General features: G+C 35.0%; 9 protein-coding genes. 7 read left to right on the plus strand and 2 right to left on the minus strand.

All coding sequences use genetic code 11. From position 1 onward, the window contains the following. The first annotated feature begins 7 nt into the window (after positions 1-7). Together IC221_RS10745 and fabV are read left to right on the plus strand one after the other, a co-directional pair. The gene (locus tag IC221_RS10745) at positions 8-2,242 is read left to right on the plus strand and encodes a helix-turn-helix domain-containing protein (protein WP_188168974.1); all 2,235 of its coding nucleotides are present in this window, start codon (positions 8-10) and stop codon (positions 2,240-2,242) included. A 180-nt stretch (positions 2,243-2,422) separates the two neighbouring features. Next, on the plus strand, positions 2,423-3,610 hold the full coding sequence (gene fabV / locus IC221_RS10750) for an enoyl-ACP reductase FabV (protein WP_188168975.1): 1,188 nt from the start codon (positions 2,423-2,425) through the stop codon (positions 3,608-3,610). Between the two features lie 71 nt (positions 3,611-3,681). Here the strand turns inward: fabV and IC221_RS10755 are convergent, their stop codons facing one another. Continuing rightward, positions 3,682-4,173, minus strand: a complete 492-nt coding sequence (locus IC221_RS10755; RefSeq protein ID WP_188168976.1) for a GNAT family N-acetyltransferase — start codon at positions 4,171-4,173, stop codon at positions 3,682-3,684. Beyond that, positions 4,148-5,452: a peptidoglycan DD-metalloendopeptidase family protein gene (locus IC221_RS10760; RefSeq protein ID WP_188168977.1), complete on the minus strand. Its 1,305-nt coding sequence runs from the start codon at positions 5,450-5,452 to the stop codon at positions 4,148-4,150. The genes IC221_RS10755 and IC221_RS10760 overlap by 26 nt, the downstream gene beginning before the upstream one ends. 758 nt (positions 5,453-6,210) lie before the next feature. On the opposite strand from IC221_RS10760, the gene IC221_RS10765 reads away from it, so the two are divergent. The 5 genes from IC221_RS10765 (at position 6,211) to bshB1 (ending at position 20,273) form a co-directional block, all read left to right on the plus strand. Continuing rightward, positions 6,211-15,864, plus strand: coding sequence for a T9SS type A sorting domain-containing protein (locus IC221_RS10765; RefSeq protein ID WP_188168978.1), 9,654 nt, complete (start codon positions 6,211-6,213; stop codon positions 15,862-15,864). 577 nt (positions 15,865-16,441) lie between these two features. Continuing rightward, positions 16,442-17,614: an SAM-dependent methyltransferase gene (locus IC221_RS10770; RefSeq protein WP_188168979.1), complete on the plus strand. Its 1,173-nt coding sequence runs from the start codon at positions 16,442-16,444 to the stop codon at positions 17,612-17,614. Between the two features lie 105 nt (positions 17,615-17,719). Further along, on the plus strand, positions 17,720-18,979 hold the full coding sequence (gene hflX, locus IC221_RS10775; RefSeq protein ID WP_044209965.1) for a GTPase HflX: 1,260 nt from the start codon (positions 17,720-17,722) through the stop codon (positions 18,977-18,979). A gap of 65 nt (positions 18,980-19,044) precedes the next feature. Beyond that, positions 19,045-19,479, plus strand: a complete 435-nt coding sequence (locus IC221_RS10780; RefSeq protein WP_188168980.1) for a DUF4440 domain-containing protein — start codon at positions 19,045-19,047, stop codon at positions 19,477-19,479. A 62-nt stretch (positions 19,480-19,541) separates the two neighbouring features. Continuing rightward, complete coding sequence (bshB1, locus tag IC221_RS10785) at positions 19,542-20,273, plus strand: bacillithiol biosynthesis deacetylase BshB1 (RefSeq protein ID WP_188168981.1); 732 nt, start codon at positions 19,542-19,544, stop codon at positions 20,271-20,273. Positions 20,274-20,295: the final 22 nt, after the last annotated feature.

Below are 20,295 nucleotides of genomic sequence, written 5' to 3' on the forward strand. Positions count from 1 at the left end.
ACGATTCATGGAAAATGTACATGCTGACCTCGTTTCTCGCTATATTAATACTACAAACTGTAATGTTTTTCTAACAGGAAAAGCAGGAACTGGTAAAACAACGCTACTTCGAGCTATTGAAAAAGAAACGCACAAAAGTGTTGTGGTTGCTGCCCCGACAGGTATCGCAGCGATAAATGCTGGAGGAGTAACAGTTCACTCCTTATTTCAAATGCCCTTTGGTGCCTTTATCCCTGATGAAAATCTTCAGTTTAATGAAAGAGCGACAACAGTTGCTCATGTAAATACACCAAAGTCTTTACTGAAACAACTTTCGATGAAGAAGTCGAAGCGAGATATCCTTCGTAATATGGAACTTCTGATTATCGATGAGGTAAGTATGTTGAGAGCAGACATGTTGGATGCGATTGATTTTATATTACGATTAATTCGAAAAAGAAAAAATGAAGCTTTTGGAGGTGTACAGGTTTTGTTTATTGGCGATATGCTTCAATTGCCTCCTGTGGTGAAAAATGATGAATGGATCTATCTTCAAAAGTATTATCACAATGCGTACTTTTTTAGTGCAAAAGTTTTTCAAGAAACCTCTTTGGTACATGTTGCTTTAGAAAAAGTATATAGGCAGTCAGATCCATTATTTGTTGATGTATTGAATCATCTCAGAGAAAATAAAATCACACAAGATGATTTAAAAGTACTCAATTCATTTTATGATCCGGATTTTGAACAATCTTTGGAAGATGGATATATACAGTTGACCACTCATAATAAAATAGCACATGAAAAAAATGAAGGGTGGTTACAAAAAATCAAATCCAAGGAATTTAAATATCATGCTAAAATAGAGGGTGATTTTAGTGAAAACCAGTTCCCGAATGAAGATACTTTGAGGCTGAAAAAAGGTGCTCAGGTGATGTTTATTAAAAATGATTACTCTGGGGAATCGAGGTATTTTAATGGTAAAATTGGTAGAGTTTCTTCTTTGTCAAATGACAGTGTTTATGTCAAGTTTGATGACGGAGAAGAAGTGAATGTGGAGCCCTATATTTGGGAAAATAAAAAGTATGCGCTCAATAAGGAAACGAATGAAGTTGAGGAGCAAATCATTGGGGAATTTCACCAATATCCATTACGTTTAGCTTGGGCGATTACAGTACATAAAAGCCAGGGTCTAACGTTTGATAAAGCCATTATTGATGTAGGAAGAGCATTTGCGGCAGGGCAAACTTATGTAGCCTTATCACGATTGACAAGCTTGGATGGTTTAGTATTATCGTCACCTATTTCAGCAAGAGGAATTGACATTGACCGTCACCTGAGCCACTTCACCCAAAGCAATCAAACGGTTGAAGAGTTAACACCGATCTTAAAGGAGCAAAGTAAAAACTACATTTACCATACATTATACAACTCGTATAATTTTCAGTTTTTATCAGAACAACTTTTAGAGCATGTAGCTTCTTATATAAAAGATGGGGGAACCTCAAAGAAGCAAGCACATAGAGAATGGGCCAAGCAAATTCATGAGAAAGTAAAACAGCTCGTTAAAATTGGGAATAAGTTTATCCATGAAGTACACAAGACCATTACAGAAGAGAAGCCGGGCTATATTCTGCATCTATTGGAAAGAGTCAATAAAGCTAATAAATATTTTGATGAGCAACTGAAAGCTGAACATACCAATATTCAAAATAAACTGACCTCATTAGATGGCGTAAATGGTGTGATGGGGTATAGAAATGAGTTGATCGCATTAGCTTCCTTGTTTTATAATCATGCAAAGAAATTGATGCGTGCAGAACGTCTGATTATTTCTTACCAGAAAAATGAAAACTTGAAAAAGAACGATGTAGGTAAACCTGATTTTAAAATTGCACACAAAGCCACTGAAGTCAAGTCTTACGATAAACCTAAAGCAAAAACAGGAGAAGGAAAAAAGCAAAAAATGGCCACACATATTCAATCTTATATCTTATTCAGACAAGGGAAGAGTATGGAAGAGATTGCAAAAGAAAGAGGAATGTCAGTGACTAGTATAGAGTCGCACTTTGCGAAGTTAATAGCACTTGGAAAAGTTGATATTAAAGAAGTCCTGTCCAATAAAAAACGTTTGATTATTGAAGGAGAATTGGAGGAAACAGAGACAATGTCCCTAAAAGCAATCAAAGAAAGTTTAGGTGATCGTTACAGTTATGCTGATATCAAATTTGTGATAGCATCTATTGAAGCATCAAAATCTTAAAGGGAAGTTTTATACAATGAGTGATTATTCATTATTTAAAGAATCCTATAGTTTTAAGGAATATAGAGAGCACTGAATTATAAATCATAAAAATTATTTACCTTTGGGAGTTCAAAAAATAGGACCATTTATTTTTAAGTCATATTCCGTTGAAATGACGGAAGTAAACAAAGAACAAAAATGATTATTGAACCTAAAACTAGAGGTTTCATCTGTTTGACAGCACACCCAACAGGATGTGAGCAAAATGTGATCAATCAGATTGACTATGTGAAGTCAAAAGGAGAAATTAACGGTGCTAAAAAAGTATTGGTAATTGGTGCATCTACAGGTTTTGGATTAGCATCTAGAATTACATCTGCATTCGGATCAGGAGCATCAACTATCGGTGTATTTTTAGAAAAAGGTCCATCAGCAGGTCGCCCAGCTTCACCAGGTTGGTACAACAGTGCTGCTTTTGAAAAGCACGCAGCTGAGGCAGGTTTATATGCAAAAAGTATCAATGGCGATGCTTTCTCTAACGAAATCAAGCAGCAGACTATCGATATGATCAAAGAAGACTTAGGTCAAGTTGATTTAGTAATCTATAGTTTGGCTTCTCCAGTAAGAACTAATCCTAATACAGGAAAAAGACATAAATCGGTATTAAAGCCAATTGGAGATGTATTCTCTAACAAAACAGTTGACTTCCACACTGGTAACGTTACTGAAGTAACTATTCAGCCAGCCAATGAAGATGATATCGCCAATACTGTTGAAGTAATGGGCGGTGAAGATTGGGAAATGTGGATTGATGCTATGAAAGAAGCAGGTGTTTTAGCAGACGGTTGCCAGACTTTTGCTTATTCTTATATCGGACCAAAATTAACAGAGCCAGTATACAGAAAAGGTACAATTGGTGCTGCTAAAGACGATTTGGAAGCAACTTCATTTAAAATTGCTGAAAAATTAAAAGAAATCAACGGTAATGCAGTAGTTTCTGTTAACAAGGCATTAGTTACTCAAGCTTCTTCGGCTATTCCTGTTATTCCTTTATACATTTCTTTATTGTACAAGACAATGAAAGAAAAAGGAATTCACGAAGGTTGTATCGAGCAAATCCAACGTTTATATGCAGACCGTATCTATGGAGACGACATGCAGTTGGACGAGAAAGGTAGAATCCGTATCGACGATTGGGAAATGCGTGAGGACGTTCAAGCGGAAGTAGATAAGCTTTGGGCAATCGCTACAACTGAAAACCTTTCTGAAATCGGAGACTTAAAAGGATACTCTGATGACTTCTTTAACCTTTTCGGCTTCAAAGTGGAAGGTGTAGATTATGATGCAGACGTAAACGAAGTAGTAGAAATTTCTTCTATTTCATAGTTTACGATCATTCTGATATAAAAATCCCACATCGTAAATCTTAATTAAGGTTTATGATGTGGGATTTTTCTTTAAAGCATTTTTTCATAGCAATTGAACAGGCCTTTTCTAAAAGTGACTTGTCCAAGATTTTGATATCCCATTTTTTCGTACAAAATATTTGAAACAGGGTTCTCAGTAAAAGCATCAAATCGTAAAGATTTCAAGTTATAGTTGATCGCTAATTCTTCTCCAAACCTTACGAGCTGCCTTGCAATTCCTTTACCTTGGAAATCTGCATGAACTGAAAGACGATGCATTACTAGAAAATCATCTTTACGGTTTAGCCATTCAATATCATTGTATTCAATGTCATATTCTTGATTGAAGATTACATATCCAGCCAATTTATAATCATATAAAAAGCCATATGCGTGTTGCTTCTCAATATCTTGCTGAATATCGTTGAGCGTAGGGTAATGTTCATCCCATTGATCAATACCCATTGCTCTCATTTTTGTAATCACGCTTTTTACAATTTCTAATGCACTTTCAGCATCATTTACCGTCAATCGCCTGATCATATGTCGCTATATCTTTTTCTGGTTGTTTGATTTTCATTTTGTCCAAATTCTTTTTGATTGGCTTAATGACCGACTCATAAGATGAAATTAAAGAATCTGGAAGTGGATCTGAAGAAGGAATTTCCTGTTTTCTAGGATCTACTTGTTTTCCATTTTTCCAAAATCTGAAGCAGAGGTGAGGGCCTGTTGCTAATCCAGTTTTCCCTACATAACCAATGACATCGCCTTGCTGTACTTGCTTCCCTTTTTTGATGCCTTTTTTGATTTTTGACATGTGGAGGTATTGCGTTGTATAGACAGAATTGTGTCTTACTTTTACGTAATTTCCATTGTATTTAGAGTACCTTGCTTCTACAATTGTGCCGTCCCCAACACTATGTATTGGTGTTCCAATTGGGGCTGCATAATCGGTTCCTAAATGTGCCTTAAACCTTTTTTGAACGGGATGATATCTTCTTCTTGAAAAGGATGATGAAATCCTAGAAAAGTGTAAAGGAGCTTTTAAAAACTCTTTTTTCAAACTATTTCCTTTTTCATCAAAAAACTGCTTTTTACCATTGAAATCATATTCAAAAGCATAAAACTTTCTATCCTGATGTTTAAAGTAGGCAGCTTCAATATGATCAATTCCAATCACATTATTATCAACGATTTTCTCATGTAATACTACCTTGAATTCATCTCCTTTTTGAATGTGGAAAAAGTCAATTTGCCAAGCAAATACATCAGAAAGTGCATTCACTAAAACAGGTGATTCGTTTAGATCCATCAATGACTGATAAAGAGAGTTATTAATCGATGCAGAAACTTCTCTTTTATTGAGTGTGATTGGTTTGTTGCCTGTATATACTTTATTACTATTTAACAGATCAAAAACAACATAATGAATAGGATCTTCTTGATAGATAAAATATTGTAGTGTTTGTAAAGAATCGTTGGCCTTCAATAAAGTATAATCATTTCCTCTTTTTAATTTTCGTACATCAAAAACAGGCTTAGCATTATTAGCTAATTGGAAGATAGTGGGAAAGCTAACGTTGTTTTCAGAAAGAATATCAGAAAGGTTTTGATTCTTTTTGATTACATTTTGTTCTACAATTAAACTGTCTACATTGATTTTGTATAAATAGTTGGAAGAATCTATGACAGCCACAAGTGTATCTTCTAAAATAAGATCTGATTGCTCTTCATGTTTAGAGCTGAAGTCACATGAATAGAATATTCCAGTAACAATAATAAAGCAAGTGATATATCTAAATGAAAGTAGGTCTTTAAACATAAAGAATGAAACGTTTGTAGTATGATAAACTCAAAATACTTAATTGCCGAATGTAAAGTATATCATCCTGCTTTCCAACACTTAAAAACTACTTTATGATACAGTTTAACTTGAATTAACTTCAAACATAAAGTATTACTCTTTTTGTACTGTTAAATCATCTCAATACACCTTTTTCAATATTAAGCTTACATTTTCATTCTTAATCAAATACAAAAAGAGGGAGTCAACATTTTTTAATAGCGACTACTAAGGTCTGAATTTAACAACCAAACTAATTTCCTTTTATTAATAAGTAATGTTTTTGAATATCAATAATTTAAATGGATGTTAATGTTAGTTCAAATTGAGAAAGTTTTTAGTGTTAAGGTCATAATGTTTTCTATCGTAAACTAACGGATAAATAAGTACTTACGTATTGTTAACTTTTGTTTACGAATATGTAGTAGGTTAGTTTCTGATGAGGAAATTAACGTTCTAACTGTGAATAAATTGTAATTTTTAACAAGTAAACGGTGTTAGGTAGTGTTTTTCGTTCGATTACCTTAAATATTTTACATTATTTATGAAAATTTTAATATATTGTGCCTGTTTTAACCTCAATATTATTCAACAAAATTCAATTAAATATACTTATTGTGAGCTACTTAAAAATTATAGTGAATTTTTCTTATTAACTGACTTTTGAATATTACTGTGAGCACTAATTTTTAAGTAAGCTTTGCGATTCGATTAGCACTACAAACAGAAATTATATTATGAATAGGCTATTTTTTCTTTTTATTCTGACTTTATGTATCGGAATAGGAAGGCACAACATCTATGGGCAAGACGTACCCGTAGACGATTTACTACATCATTCCTTTCGACTAAGTGCCGGTGATCATAACTCCGGTGATAACTCTTGGAATGGTTTTCATGTAGATACGGATAGAAATACAACTTCTGTCAAATTTTCTTATGCTGCTGCTGACTTTCACACAAGTAATGTAAAACAAGCACCAACATTAAAAGAAAATGGTTTCAATAGTAAACCAACTATTTTTTTTGATGGTGAATCTGCTTTAAAAGCTGTAGATGGAACCAGCATTGAAGCAAAAACAGCGTTCATTATTTACAAAGTAGAGGGCACACCTACGAACCAATTAATGAACTTGATTTGTGATGAATTTTCGGGTGTTTATTTGGAAGGAAGGGTAAATAATAATCACCCTAACTTCAGGTTTGCCGGTAATACAGTAGGTGGAAATAGAAATGTATCTGCTTCCTACAGTATTAACTTCAATAGAACTTTCTCTGGTCCGTTTGTTCAAAGTACTTCTTCAGATCCCGCTTCTTTTAATGATCAAGGTGCAGATGATTTTAAAATTGTGGAGGTCTCATTCCATGCTGACAAGAATAATAACGAAATCACATCAGGTGGATTGACATTAGAAAATGGTATTTATGTTGGCACGTTGCATAAGGACCATGCATCTACTGAGCACGTTTTTAAAGGTGAAATCGCCGAAATCTTAATTTATGACGATGTTATTGATGCTAACGAGAGAGCATTGGTTCGTGATTATTATGAGTCAGAATATTTGAATATCACAAAGTGGTACACTTTCAAGCACAACATTCCTAAAGGTTGGGATGATGATTATATTTGGACAAAAGATCCTGATGGTTTATCGATCATTCCTAATGATAAAGACAATAGACCTGTAGCAGGTGACGAAATACATATTTTAAATGGTCAATACATTACTACTTCTTCTACGCTTCCTACATTAACGAAAGTTGTTGTTGAGAAAGGCGGTACTTTAGATTTTAAAAGCGATCTAAACACATTCGGTGAACTGACAGGACAAGGAACAGTGAGAATCTCTTCTGACAATATTCCAGCGACTGATGGTATGACAGATAGTGGCTTCTTTACAAAAGATGGAGGTACATTAGAGATTTACGGTTCTTCAGATATTACTTTCCCTAATAATATAGAGTTCAATAACCTTACTGTTCGATTAGATGACACTTCTAAAAAAGTGTATATCCAAAATCTGAAGCTAAATGGTAATATTGAAATCGCTAGTGGTAATGTTGAATTTGATGCTAGCGGTGATGAGTTGGCTATTGAAGGTGATATTCTCATTGGGAAAAATGGTGGTTGGACGTATGACGGTCACTCAGAAGATGATGGATCTTACTTCAAAGTGAGAAACAAAATTCTTACAAAAGGAGATTTTACCAACTTTGGTGTCGTTAATGCTCCAGATTTATCATTAAAAGCTGTCAATACAAATACAGAGCAAACGTTCCGTATTGCAGAAGATGCGACATTGGCACAAATTAGAGTTGAAAAAGCCTATAAAGAGAATACATTATATGTTTATGCAGAAAATGATAAAACATTAAGCTTAAAGGCTTCAAGTGATTATGGTGGGCCTCAGGATGAGGAATTAGATATTGAAGATGATTATGCATTCTCATTATATCAAGGAACATTACGTTTAGGAAGAAATATCACTTATGATTTAAAAACGGGATCTGGTAACAGAAATATCAATAGGAACTCTAGATTATGGATTTCTGGCGCAGATATCTCAATGGGTGGATCGACCCAAAGTGTAACTGCATTGGTAATTTATGGTGATGTTTTAGTAACGGAAGGAACACTAGATTTATATAACGATGGTACAGGTCCATCTTCAGGATTTACATTAAGAACAGATGGTACATTACAAGTAGATGGTGGAGAAGTTTTTACAAAGATGTTAAGAACTTCTACTTATGGTGGAGCACATAAAGGTGCGTTTATCCAACATGCGGGTGATATCACATTTAAAGGAAATGGTGATAATCATAGTATGTTCTCATTACCATGGCCTGACAATACATTCATTATGAGTGGTGGTCGCTTGATGATTGAAGATACTGACGGAAGATCGGATAAAGGTCTATTTATTGGTGTGACATCCTCTAACTACAATGTGACTGGAGGTACGGTAATTATCAAAACTGACGAAGGTTTTGGTTTGACAAGTACTGCACCTTTTTACAACTTAGAGTTATTAGAACTCAATCCGGCAACAGGTAACAGAGCTACTGTTACTTCAAGAGGAAATACTTGGGCAGTAGCAGGTGATGACGATGTTGTGGTTCCAGTTCAAGACTTGAGAGTTTTAAACAACTTTACAGTAGAGGCTCTATACAAAGGAGGAGATAAAGATGTTTATATAGGAAAGAGTTTGATCATTAAAAAGCATGAGGCATTAGGTCATGATAAAAATAACTTTACTTACAATAGATTGATTTTTAATGGCCATGAAAATGGTGAGTTATTTATTGACTATCAGTATCCTTATGTAGAGGAAGGTGGTAAATATTATGTAGTTGATAGAACGGACACTAGATCAGGTACTGTGACGGATAATAAAAAATCATGTTCAGACTGCCCTGATGGTTACTATGAAATGGAATCAAGAAACATTGATGGACAGGATTACTTTGTTGAGCCAAGTGGTTCTGGTCTTGCAGAGGTCAATAACTTTATCACTAGTCATTTGATTATTGATAAAGATAGAGACAATGCAAAAATTACCATCAAAGCACATCCGTCTTATTGGAGAGCAAGTGATGCTGAAATTAATTATTCAACGCATGATATTCATAGAGACCACCAAAATAACTCAAACTTTTTAGATATATATGGAGATTTGCAGGTCCTTAGAGGCGTTCTTGATCATAAGGATTTCTCAATAAGACCATTAAAAGGGGATATCATCAATTATGGAACTATTGGTGTTTTTGAACCTGGAGTAACAGCTTCAAATGCTTTGTTAAAATTAAGACCAGCAAACCAAGGAGTGAAATTAACGAAGCCAGGTGCTCGTTTTGGTAACATAAAAATGTTTATGGAGGGTACTGGGATTGAGTTTACTTCTGATGTTCATATCGATCGTTTAGTGTATTATGATGGTTATATTGATATTGGACGTCATGAGTTGGAGATAGATCAATTGACTTATCAGTCTTTTCATTACGTAACAAGAGATACCAATAACGGAAATGCAGTGACAGATCCAGGCTTTGGTGATGCACCTCGTTTTGAAGAGTTTACTAAAAAAGTAAAAACAGGGGCTGTATTTGTTGATAAAGACATTATCTCTTTCATTCTTACTGACGGTAAATCATCATCAGGTGGTTTGAAGCTAAAAGTAGATGATGGTACTTGGTCGAAATATTACAAGTATGATGGAGAGGATAATACATTATTATTCCCGTTGGCTGTAAAATACTCAGATACCGACTTTGAATATACACCTGCAAGATTAACTATTGAAGATGTTTCTAGCATTGATGGTTATATTAGTGTGAGACCTGTTAGTACAGCATTACAAACTGCTGATAATGATGGTGGAGATTTAGCCAAAATAAACTGGAGAGTTGAACGTTCAGGGTTTGATGAATCTTCTTTGGCTAACTTACCTAAAGTAAAGTGGGCCTTCCAAGTGGATAACGATGCAGACACTGAAAATAAATTCAGTCCTGATGGTAACCGATTTACACTAGGTGCTGGTAATGTGGTAACTGGATATGTTGGAGGTAAAGTATTGAGTGGTGATGAAAAACTGATCGAACTTTACGGAAATGCAGGAATCACTTACCCTTCGTCTTCTTACCAAAGAGAATTTGTTGCAGATGGTAGTGTAGTAGGTGAAACAACTCTTGCTTTACATGAGAAATATCTGAATAATGGAACTATTGGTAACGCAGGTTACGAAAGACATAGATCAGGATTAAGTACTACACCTGTTCATTATATTCAAGATAAAATCTTAATCACTTTTGACAGAGTTTGGAATGAGAGTGGAGTTGGTGCAGAAGGTTTCTTCGCTTTAGAAAATGCGAATTATACTTTTGGAGCTCAAAATACATTTGAAGGCGAGCCAATGGCTTATTACTACTGTAAAAATTGTAGAGATGGAGTAAGCAATAATAGTGATTGGGATAACGAAGACAGCTGGTATGTAGAAGTAAGTGGAGCATTGATTCCAATTACTGATGATTTAGCAAAATATCATATTCCAGGAGAAGGTGATGTAGCCATTATCGGTTCACCAAAAACTGGATTTGATAGAGATAATGTCAAAAAAGAATTCAAAGGTATTACTATTCCTAATGATTATGACCTTACAATTGCTGAGATCAGATTTGAGCAACAGTTTAAATCTAGAGAAGGTAAAAGTATCAAAATTAGTGAGAGAGCATCGTTCAAGCCAGGTTTAATTACTGGTACAGCCGAATTAAATATTGATCTATTTGCTACTTATGATGGAGATGGAAATGTAATTTCCCTTGAAAAACCTGTTATTGAAGGAGATTTCAACGGATGGGCAGTCAACGATAGTAGTGTTTTCAAATTAAGAATACCAACAGGTGAAAATATCGAACTTCCGAGCTATCCTTCTATACAAATCTATCCAAGATATGAGTTATGGAATAGAGATACAGAGACAAACGATGACGGAACACTGAAAAATGCACAGGTTTACCTTTCTAGTGATTTGAAAGCGAAAACGTTAGATATCTTTAAGGAGGTCGCTCTATACATTAGAGGTGATCGAGCAGAAGGAGATATTGCCGTTGAGGGAGAAATCTACTTAAAAAATGGTGGAGATCTCTATTTTACAGATGGAGCTTATAACCATACCGTAGAAGGTGAATCTTTAAGATTGGATAATAATATTAAGAAAAATGATGATGGTTCAATTAGGTTTGAAAACAAACCGTTCGTTTATGTAGATCGATATTCAGCTTCAACAGTTGGCGCGCATCATGTTTTATATTTGAGAAAAGGAATAAGTTCTCAAAATCAAATTGGAGATTTTGATCTATTCGGTCATGATGGAGTGGGTATTGAATCAATTGATATCAATAAAGTGCCAAGAGTTTCATTAGTATTCAATGGAGATACAGATGGAACTATAGACTTGAAAAAAAATGATGATAAATTAAAACTATTCGATTTAAAAGTTGAAAAAGATAATTCATCAAACTTTATCAAAGTGAAAAATGAACTTTCTTTTGCAAGACCTGCTGATGGTACTACTGAAGAAAAGCCAATTCAACTTGTGAAGGGTAGTTTAGAGTTTAACTCATCCAATATTGATATTGACCTAAATTCAGGTGGAGGCAACTTTGCAATTCCTGTAGGAACAACATTAAAAGTTACTAGTAATGCAGTTGTAAGAGTTACATCGTCGATTGGAGGTATTGAATTGGATGGTACAATTCATGTTAATGGAGGTTCATTATTAATGGCTGATGCTGGTAAGGAAAATTATATTGAATATGGTTCAAGTGGTTTCTCAACTATCTTTTTAGAGGATGGAACAATCAAGGTAGGTTCACAAGTAAGAAGAAAGTTGACAACAACGACAGGTGAATTAAACTACGAACAAACAGGTGGCGCTTTTGAAGTGGGTTCACAAGGTATTCCATCTGCTTTAAACCAAGAAAGAGGTGTATTTGAGATTTATGACGAAGGGTCAATTAAATTGAACTTTGATCATAATATTGGAAAAGGTAGATCTTTCATCGTGAAAACTGGTGCAATGATCAACCCTACAATTCCTTATGTGAACATAACGCCTCTAACTTCTGAGTTTAGTGAAGATGCTAAAATTATCTTTGAGTTAGCAGATGGTCTAACCAATGCGGCGACTTTGAGATCAGATGATGGTGTAAATTTACCTACATTATTAATCAATTCTGGTGAGGTAAAATTAATGCCTTTATCATCTGATAAGTACTATCAAATAGCAGGGAAGTTACAGATTGTATCAGGTGCAACTTTCAACCAAAATGGATTTAATGTTGAGTTTAAGGGTGGAATCAGAAATGATGGAGATTACTTAGCAAATGGTGGTAAAGTCAAATTTAATAGTGGTGATACTCAATCTATTGATAGGTACGATAATAATAACTCTTCTTCATTCCAGTTAAATGATGTAGAAATTTCAGGAACAGGAACAATATTAGATTTAGATAGAGCCTTTTTTGATTTGGAATCAGGAAAAGTGGATGGTTTAAATATTGAAGGAGATCTTACTATTATTGATAATGCTATCGTTAATTTAAACAAAAATCACTCTATATATTTAAAAGGTGATTTTATTGGTGAGGGTTCTATTGTAAGTAATAATAAAAGAGAGGCCTTAGTCTTAGATGGTAGTACATCTCAAAATATAAGAAGTAACAACATCAATATTTCTTATTTGAAGATCAATAACAATTCAGGTATTTCAACAGAAATTATAGGAGATAGCTTCTATGCATTTACGATTAATAATGCATTAACGCTTGAACTTGGTCTTTTAAAATTAAAAGATAACCATATGTTATTGTCTGAAGGTGCTAGTATCAATGGTTCAGATGGAAAAAGTAGAGTTTCAAGCTTCTCTGATCAAAACATGATTTTATTATCAGGTAAAAGAAGAAGTGGAGGTGTAACAAAAATTTACGCATCGAACCAAAGTGGTAAGTCATTCATTTATCCATTAGGAGTAGAAGATACGGAAACGGCTATTTATAAGTTTACACCTGCAGTAGCAAAATACACAACAGGGGCAAGTGCTTATGGTGTCAATGTTAATATTCTGGATAAAATGTTCTCACCTGCTATTGCAGATGGGAAAACAGAGGCAGATGCTCGTATTTTAGATTACACTTGGTTCTTGACTTCATATGATAAAAATGGAGATGAGATACAAATCAATGATGATTTCAGTTTCGAGTTTGATTTGTATTATAATGACTTAGATATTGTAAATGACGGTGACGGAACAGCAGAAGCATCTTACGTTGAAGCAGTCAATTATGATAAAACGGGGATTTGGAAAGTGTTGTCAGATGGATCTAACATCAACACTGGTAATAATATCTTCACAACTTCATTTACAAGGGAGTCACTACAGACATTTAACAACGGTTATGTGGCAGGGGTATATATGATTGGAGATTCGGATGACTTTAAAAAATATACTATCCCATATAAAACAGCTTCATCTGTTGACTTCTCAACAGAACAAAACTGGAACAGTGCCATTTGGGTGAAGGCTGACGGTGAAGAGAAAATACATGACTTATTAGATGCTGATTCGAAGAAAATTGGAGAATATACCATTTTTGAAATCAAGCTTTCAGGTGCAGACACAGTTTGGACTACAGACTTAGTCAATGCTCCAGAGTTTACGAACGTATTGATTGATAAAGGTGCAAAAGTAATCTTGACAACTCCCCTTGAAGAAAATATTCTTGACTTAAGAGGTGAGTTGATCTTTGATGTTACAATTCCTGGTACAAAGTTCAATGTTGTAAAAGGTTCAGGTAGATTTGTTCGTAGATCAAACATGACGATTCCAGATAACTGGAGACAATTCTATACAGTGGATGCAGGAACTTTAGTAATGGATTTTTCTTCTCCAAATGCTGGGGGGATCCCTTACGAACTTCCTGATGACTTCAAAACGGGAGAGTACGCAAATGTGAAAGGTTTGGAATTAATGAATTCTACTTACACTGATGGAGATCCAATTATTACTTATCAATTCGATGATGAATTGTTGTTTTTAGGTAAAGATGGTTTGAAAGTAGGACAAGGTGTGAAGTTTGAGTTAGAGTCAGACTTGAAGACAATAGACGGAGGTGATGTTGAGATTGAAAATGCGGGAGCTTTAGAGTTACCTTCAGGAGCAAATATTACAATTGATGGTGATTTAATGATTCGTAAAGATGCAGACCTAACAGCCATCAACTCTTCGATTACATTGGGTGGAGACCTAACGATAGAAAAAGTAGATAGAGATGGAGGTGGTAAACCATCTGATGGTCTGAATTATGATCTAAGAGACTTTACACTGGAACTAAATGGTACTTCAACTCAAACGGTTTATGCTAAGTTTGGCGCTTATCCAGGAGAGTATCTTCCAATCTTGAAAGTCAATAATACACATGATTTCAATAGATTTAAGACGCCTTCGGTAGTACTAACAGATACTATTCACGTAGGAGACGCATTACAATTGATCAGTGGTACAGTCAATTCTACGGATGAAGGATTCCTATTCTACGATGATTTTAATAATAACTTACAATCTAATGGATCTGGTGAAAGTTATGTATTAGGTAGATCGCATTACATGGTGAAATCTGTTGACGGAAAAGTACAAGGAGGTATGATTTTCCCTGTTGGTTCTTTACAAGGTGGTTTTAGACCAATTGGTATTGGTAATTTGACAGCCAAAGGAGCATTACCAAAACAAAAAGCACCACAACAGCAATCTTCTTCTAATGCAAGAACAACAAGTAATGCTAGAGTGGCTAGCAGTGGTGATGTGATCATTTGGTCAGTGGAGTATGCACATGATAAAATTGACTTATCGAAGAACAATTATCCAGATGATATTACTAATGTAGAAGAGGGACAATGGCACTTAGTACCATTAGTACCTGCAGGTGGCCCATCAACAGTATCCACAGAATTAAACTACATTTCTCATGAAAAAGAGAATGTAAACAGATTCTTGTTGTACTCAGATGCAGAGTTGGCAGCAGGGTCAGAAACATGGTCTTATGTTGGAGGTGATTCTTCTAAAGCACTTGTAGGTGGTAGTAAGTTTAGCGAATCGTTATTGGATGAAGAGCGTTACTTCTCGTCAACTTCAGGTGATCCAATTGTCTTTAATACTAGAACAGGACATAGTAAAGATAAGAAGGCAGGTACTCGATTAAATACAAATAATGCAAGAGTACTTTCGTCAGACATTACTGTAGAGCCTATGATTTCAGTAGGTTTTACTGAGCAAGACTTGCCGGTAGAATTAATTTACTTTGATGCTGAAATAAAAGAAGGTGAGGTCGAATTAAGTTGGGCAACGGCAACGGAGGTCAACAATGAAGGTTTTATCATTGAGAAATCAAGAGATAATAGAAACTGGGAATCGATTGACTTTGTGGAAGGAGAAGGTACAAGTAATGTCACAATTAATTATACGTACTCTGATACTGACCTTTATTCAGGCAGGGCTTATTATAGATTGAGACAAATTGATTTCGATGGCAAATACGAATACTTCGGGCCAGTTACTGTCTTAATAGACTCTGATAATAGTTCAAGAGATATCCTATTATCTCCAAACCCATCAAGCGGTCAAAATACTACTTTATCATTGATAGATATTGATACAAAATCGATTGGAGTATTTATCTATGATAACAATGGTAGAACAGTAAATCAATTCAAGTACGAAACAGTTTCCAACTATGATGCAATAGAGTTACAAACAAATGAACTAGGTACAGGTATTTACCTAGTGAAGGTTGTAGCAGGAAAAGACGTATTTGTGAAAAAATTAATCGTAAGATAGTTCAATCAATCTAATCCGATAGAAGAAAGGTCATGCTGTAAAGTATGGCCTTTTTTATTTGAGCTTTAGCGAGATTAAAATCATTTAGGCGAGAGGAATGGAATTTAGTTTTTGTGTTAAGACAAAAATAAAGGAGAAGGAAGCTTTTATGTCCTACTTTCAAGTTTCCTTCTTCTTCATTTTTCCATTGATGAAAAACGAAGCAAAAAATCTAGGCTTAGAAGTCAAAAGCTAAATTCCATTCCTCTCGCCTAAATGATTTTAAACTCGCTGCGCTCAAACAAGAAAATCATTTTTAACGGCTCAATTCATGAAATTCTTAACGCTTTTCCCTTCAATGCCGGGGGGAGTACTACCAAACTAAAATGGTAGGAAGCTCAATGGCGCGAATGTTAAGCGTCAGCGTCATTCGTGTCCTTCAGATTATCAGAAATCTCCTGATTTCTAAACAATATAAATAACGAAAACTTAGTTTACAGTGTATTAAATCACTTATTAAGAGCTATTGTTCAAATTCACAAGACTTTAGAAGTAGAATTCATTACTTTTGTGCCTTGAATTTTAAAAAAGAAGGAATATGAGTCTTATCAATGTAGATAAATTTGAACAACACTTAAGGGATAGTCTTAAAAATAACACCCTTATTAAGATCACATTGTCGAATAAGAGAAACAAAGAAGCAGATCTAAAGTCTATCAATGGAAAATTAGCTCAACTTAAAAAAGGATTACATCTTTCATGTATTTATAGGTACCCTACAAATGATATTACGAAAAATATTCCTTTTGATGAGATCGTAGAAAAGGTAATGAAATACTTGGAAGAAGATTTCTTCAATGCAGATTTATATACCACTGAAAACGATTTTCATTTATTGATCTCTCCACAGCAGTCGGCAAAGTTAAGAGTGAAAGCAGCTTCTATGAAAGCAAAGCCACAATTACAGCATGACAAGCAAAAAAGAAGATTGATTGATGCGAAAGACAATGTGTACCTTCAGGAACTAGGTGTTACCACCAAGGAATTTAAGGTGAAAAACAGCATGCAAGACAAGTACCGTCAACTCAATAAGTATGTTGAGATTATTGAAGGTATTTTGAAAAATGTGGACCTTTCTGGCAATTATAATGTTGTAGATATGGGGGCAGGGAAAGGCTATTTGACTTTTGCATTATACGATTACCTCAAAAATGTAGTGAAGCAATCTCCTGAAGTGATTGGTGTAGAAATGCGTCCTGAGTTGGTGAAAAAATGTAATGGTATTGCTGAAAAGTCAAATTTTGATCACCTGAAATTTAAACAAGGTACAATCAAGGATATTGACCTTCCAGGTATCGACTTATTGATTGCATTGCATGCTTGTGATACAGCAACTGACGATGCAATTTATAGAGGAATCACGGCGAAGTCGAAAGTGATTATTTGTGCACCATGTTGTCACAAACAGGTACGTAAGCAATTAGAACCACAAGATAGTTTAGGTAAGATCACACAGTTTGGTATTTTGAAAGAAAGACAAGCAGAACTTCTTACTGACGGTATCCGTGCTTTGATCATGGAAGCTTACGGTTATAAAACGAAAGTGTTTGAATTCATTGCCACTGAACATACTGCCAAAAATGTATTGGTAGTGGGAGTTCAAGATGAAATCAGAGATACACCAAATCCTGAGGTAGTAGAACAGATCAATGAAATCAAGAGAATTCATGGTATTTCTACACATCATTTGGAAACACTTTTAGGAATGTAAACAGGTTGAACTTAGGTTGATACAGATAAAAGTATTAAATTTGTTCAAACAAAACTTGAAATCCCATATTCTGGGGTGAATGAAAAGTTATAAATTAAAGAATACTTGAAAAAGGAATTTCACCATATACGAGATAATAAGGCACCACAAGCCGTTTTGGTAGGTTTAGCCTTAAAAGATCAAAAAGTAGAAAAAGCTCAGGAATACTTAGACGAGTTGGCGTTTTTGGCTTCAACCTTAGGGATTGAAACTAAAAAAATGTTCATCCAGCGTTTAGAGCATCCTGATAAAAAATATTTTGTTGGTAAAGGTAAGTTGGAAGAGATCATGACCTATGTGAAAGCAGAGGGAATTGATACGATCATTTTTGATGATGACTTATCTTCGGCCCACTCTAGAAACTTGGATAGAGAAGTAGAAGACGTAATGATCATTGACCGTTCATTGTTGATTCTTCAGATCTTTGCCATGAGAGCAAAGTCTTCTCAAGCCAAAACACAGGTAGAGTTGGCACAATACCAATACATGTTGCCAAGATTGACCAACCTTTGGACGCACCACTCTAGACAAAGAGGTGGTGTAGGTATGAAAGGTCCTGGTGAAACGGAACTGGAAACGGATAAGCGTATCATCCGCGATAAAATCAGTTTGTTGCGTAAGAAGCTGAAGAAAATTGCGGTACAATCAGATCTTCGTCGTAAAGGTAGAGACAAGGAAGTACGTGTGGCATTGGTAGGATATACCAACGTGGGTAAGTCAACGATCATGCGATTGTTGAGTAAAGCAGATGTTTTTGCTGAAAACAAACTTTTTGCTACTGTAGATTCAACAGTAAGGAAGATTACAATGAACAATGTTCCTTTCTTGATGACAGATACTGTAGGTTTTATACGTAAACTCCCAACAACACTTATTGAGAGTTTTAAATCTACTTTGGATGAGATTGTAGAAGCAGATGTTTTGATTCATGTTGTAGATGTTTCTCATGAGTCTTTTGAAGAGCATGTTACAGTAGTCAATAACACTTTAAAAGACATCAAAGCTACGGACAAACCAACGCTATTGGTCTTTAATAAAGTTGATAGTTTTGTGGAGAAAGAATATCCCCCATTTGAAGACCATCCGCCTGCAACGATTGAAGAGTGGAAAGACAGTTATTTAGCCAAAGAGAATAATTCAGTTTTTGTTTCAGCCTTGAAGAATGAAGGAGTAGAGGAGTTGAAACGAAAAATCTTTGAATTAGTTTCTGATAAATTCTACAAAATTTATCCTAACCATCATTCTTTTGCTTATAATCAACTATGGTTAAAACATGGTGAAGATTGGGCAGAAGCACTAGATAATGGTGGAGATTTAGACGAATAAAAATACTGACTGAGATTATTGATGGTTCAATAATCTCAGTTTTTTTCAAGCAAACACTTTTTGACATGATAAAATATATTTACCTCTTCCTATTTTCACTATTGATAGGTTGCCAAACGACTACATCTAACCCTGAAGAAGAAATCAATCAAATCCATCACGTTTTAAAGACACAAGAAAAGGCTTGGAACGAAGGTCATTTAGATCAATTTATGATTGGATACTGGGAGTCTGAAAAACTAATGTTTATTGGTAAAAGTGGCTTGACTTACGGTTGGCAACAAACACTCGATAATTATAAAAAAGGTTACCCTGATGTGAAAGCAATGGGGAAGTTGACATTTACATTAATTGAAACTGAGCTTTTAGCAGAGAATGTAGCGTTGGTTGTAGGGAAGTGGCATTTGTCAAGAGAAAGTAACGACCTAGAAGGCCATTTTTCTTTAGTTTGGAAAAAAATAGACAATAAATGGGTGATCATCGCAGATCATTCCAGTTAAGATATAAAAATATTACCCCACCTAAACACTTTGATTTTTTGAGGTGTTGAAATCAAGAAATAATGAAATTAGATATATTAGTCATCTGTGCTCATCCTGACGATGCAGAGTTAAGCTGTTCGGGAACATTAGTGAAAGCGATCAACGAAGGGAAAAAAGTTGGTATTGTTGACCTGACAAAAGGAGAAATGGGAACAAGAGGTACGCCTGAACTAAGAATGGAAGAAGCTGAAAAGGCCTCTAAAATTATGGGTCTGGCCGTGAGAGATAATCTTGGTTTTGCTGACTTTTTCTTTAAAAACGATGCAGAACACCAAAAAGAAGTATCACGAATCATTAGAAAGTATCAGCCTGATCTAATTATTACTAATGCTCCAGAAGATAGACACCCAGACCACGGTAAAGGTGCAGCATTGGTTGTAGACGCTTGTTTTATGAGTGGTTTAAGAAAAGTAGAGACTTTTGAAGATGGAAAACTTCAAGAGCCTTGGAGACCAACCAATGTTTTTCATATGATTCAGTCTAATTTTTTAATGCCGGATTTTGTAGTAGACGTTACAAATGAATGGGATACGAAAGTAGCAGCAATTAAGGCTTTTGGATCACAGTTTTTTGTGGGCGAAGGAGCTGACGCAGCCCCTGGAGAGCCTCAGACATTTATTTCTACACCACAGTTTATGCAATTTCTAGAGGCAAGAGCAAGAGAATATGGACAGAGAGTAGGAGCACAGTTTGCTGAAGGATTTATTAAATCAGCCCCTATAAAGGTCAACAGTCTCTTGGATTTAATTTAGAGTCATTAGATTAAATGATTTA

Origin of the sequence: Flammeovirga sp. EKP202 (genome assembly GCF_014534745.1) — a bacterium.
Taxonomy (GTDB): domain Bacteria; phylum Bacteroidota; class Bacteroidia; order Cytophagales; family Flammeovirgaceae; genus Flammeovirga.

Excerpts from the sequence above, each read along its gene's own strand:
- IC221_RS10770 (WP_188168979.1), top strand. The coding sequence starts at position 16,442 with ATGAGTCTTATCAATGTAGATAAATTTGAACAACACTTAAGGGATAGT.
- bshB1 (WP_188168981.1), top strand. The coding sequence starts at position 19,542 with ATGAAATTAGATATATTAGTCATCTGTGCTCATCCTGACGATGCAGAG.
- IC221_RS10765 (WP_188168978.1), top strand. The coding sequence starts at position 6,211 with ATGAATAGGCTATTTTTTCTTTTTATTCTGACTTTATGTATCGGAATA.
- IC221_RS10760 (WP_188168977.1), bottom strand. The coding sequence starts at position 5,452 with ATGTTTAAAGACCTACTTTCATTTAGATATATCACTTGCTTTATTATT.
- IC221_RS10780 (WP_188168980.1), top strand. The coding sequence starts at position 19,045 with ATGATAAAATATATTTACCTCTTCCTATTTTCACTATTGATAGGTTGC.
- IC221_RS10745 (WP_188168974.1), top strand. The coding sequence starts at position 8 with ATGGAAAATGTACATGCTGACCTCGTTTCTCGCTATATTAATACTACA.
- IC221_RS10755 (WP_188168976.1), bottom strand. The coding sequence starts at position 4,173 with ATGATCAGGCGATTGACGGTAAATGATGCTGAAAGTGCATTAGAAATT.
- fabV (WP_188168975.1), top strand. The coding sequence starts at position 2,423 with ATGATTATTGAACCTAAAACTAGAGGTTTCATCTGTTTGACAGCACAC.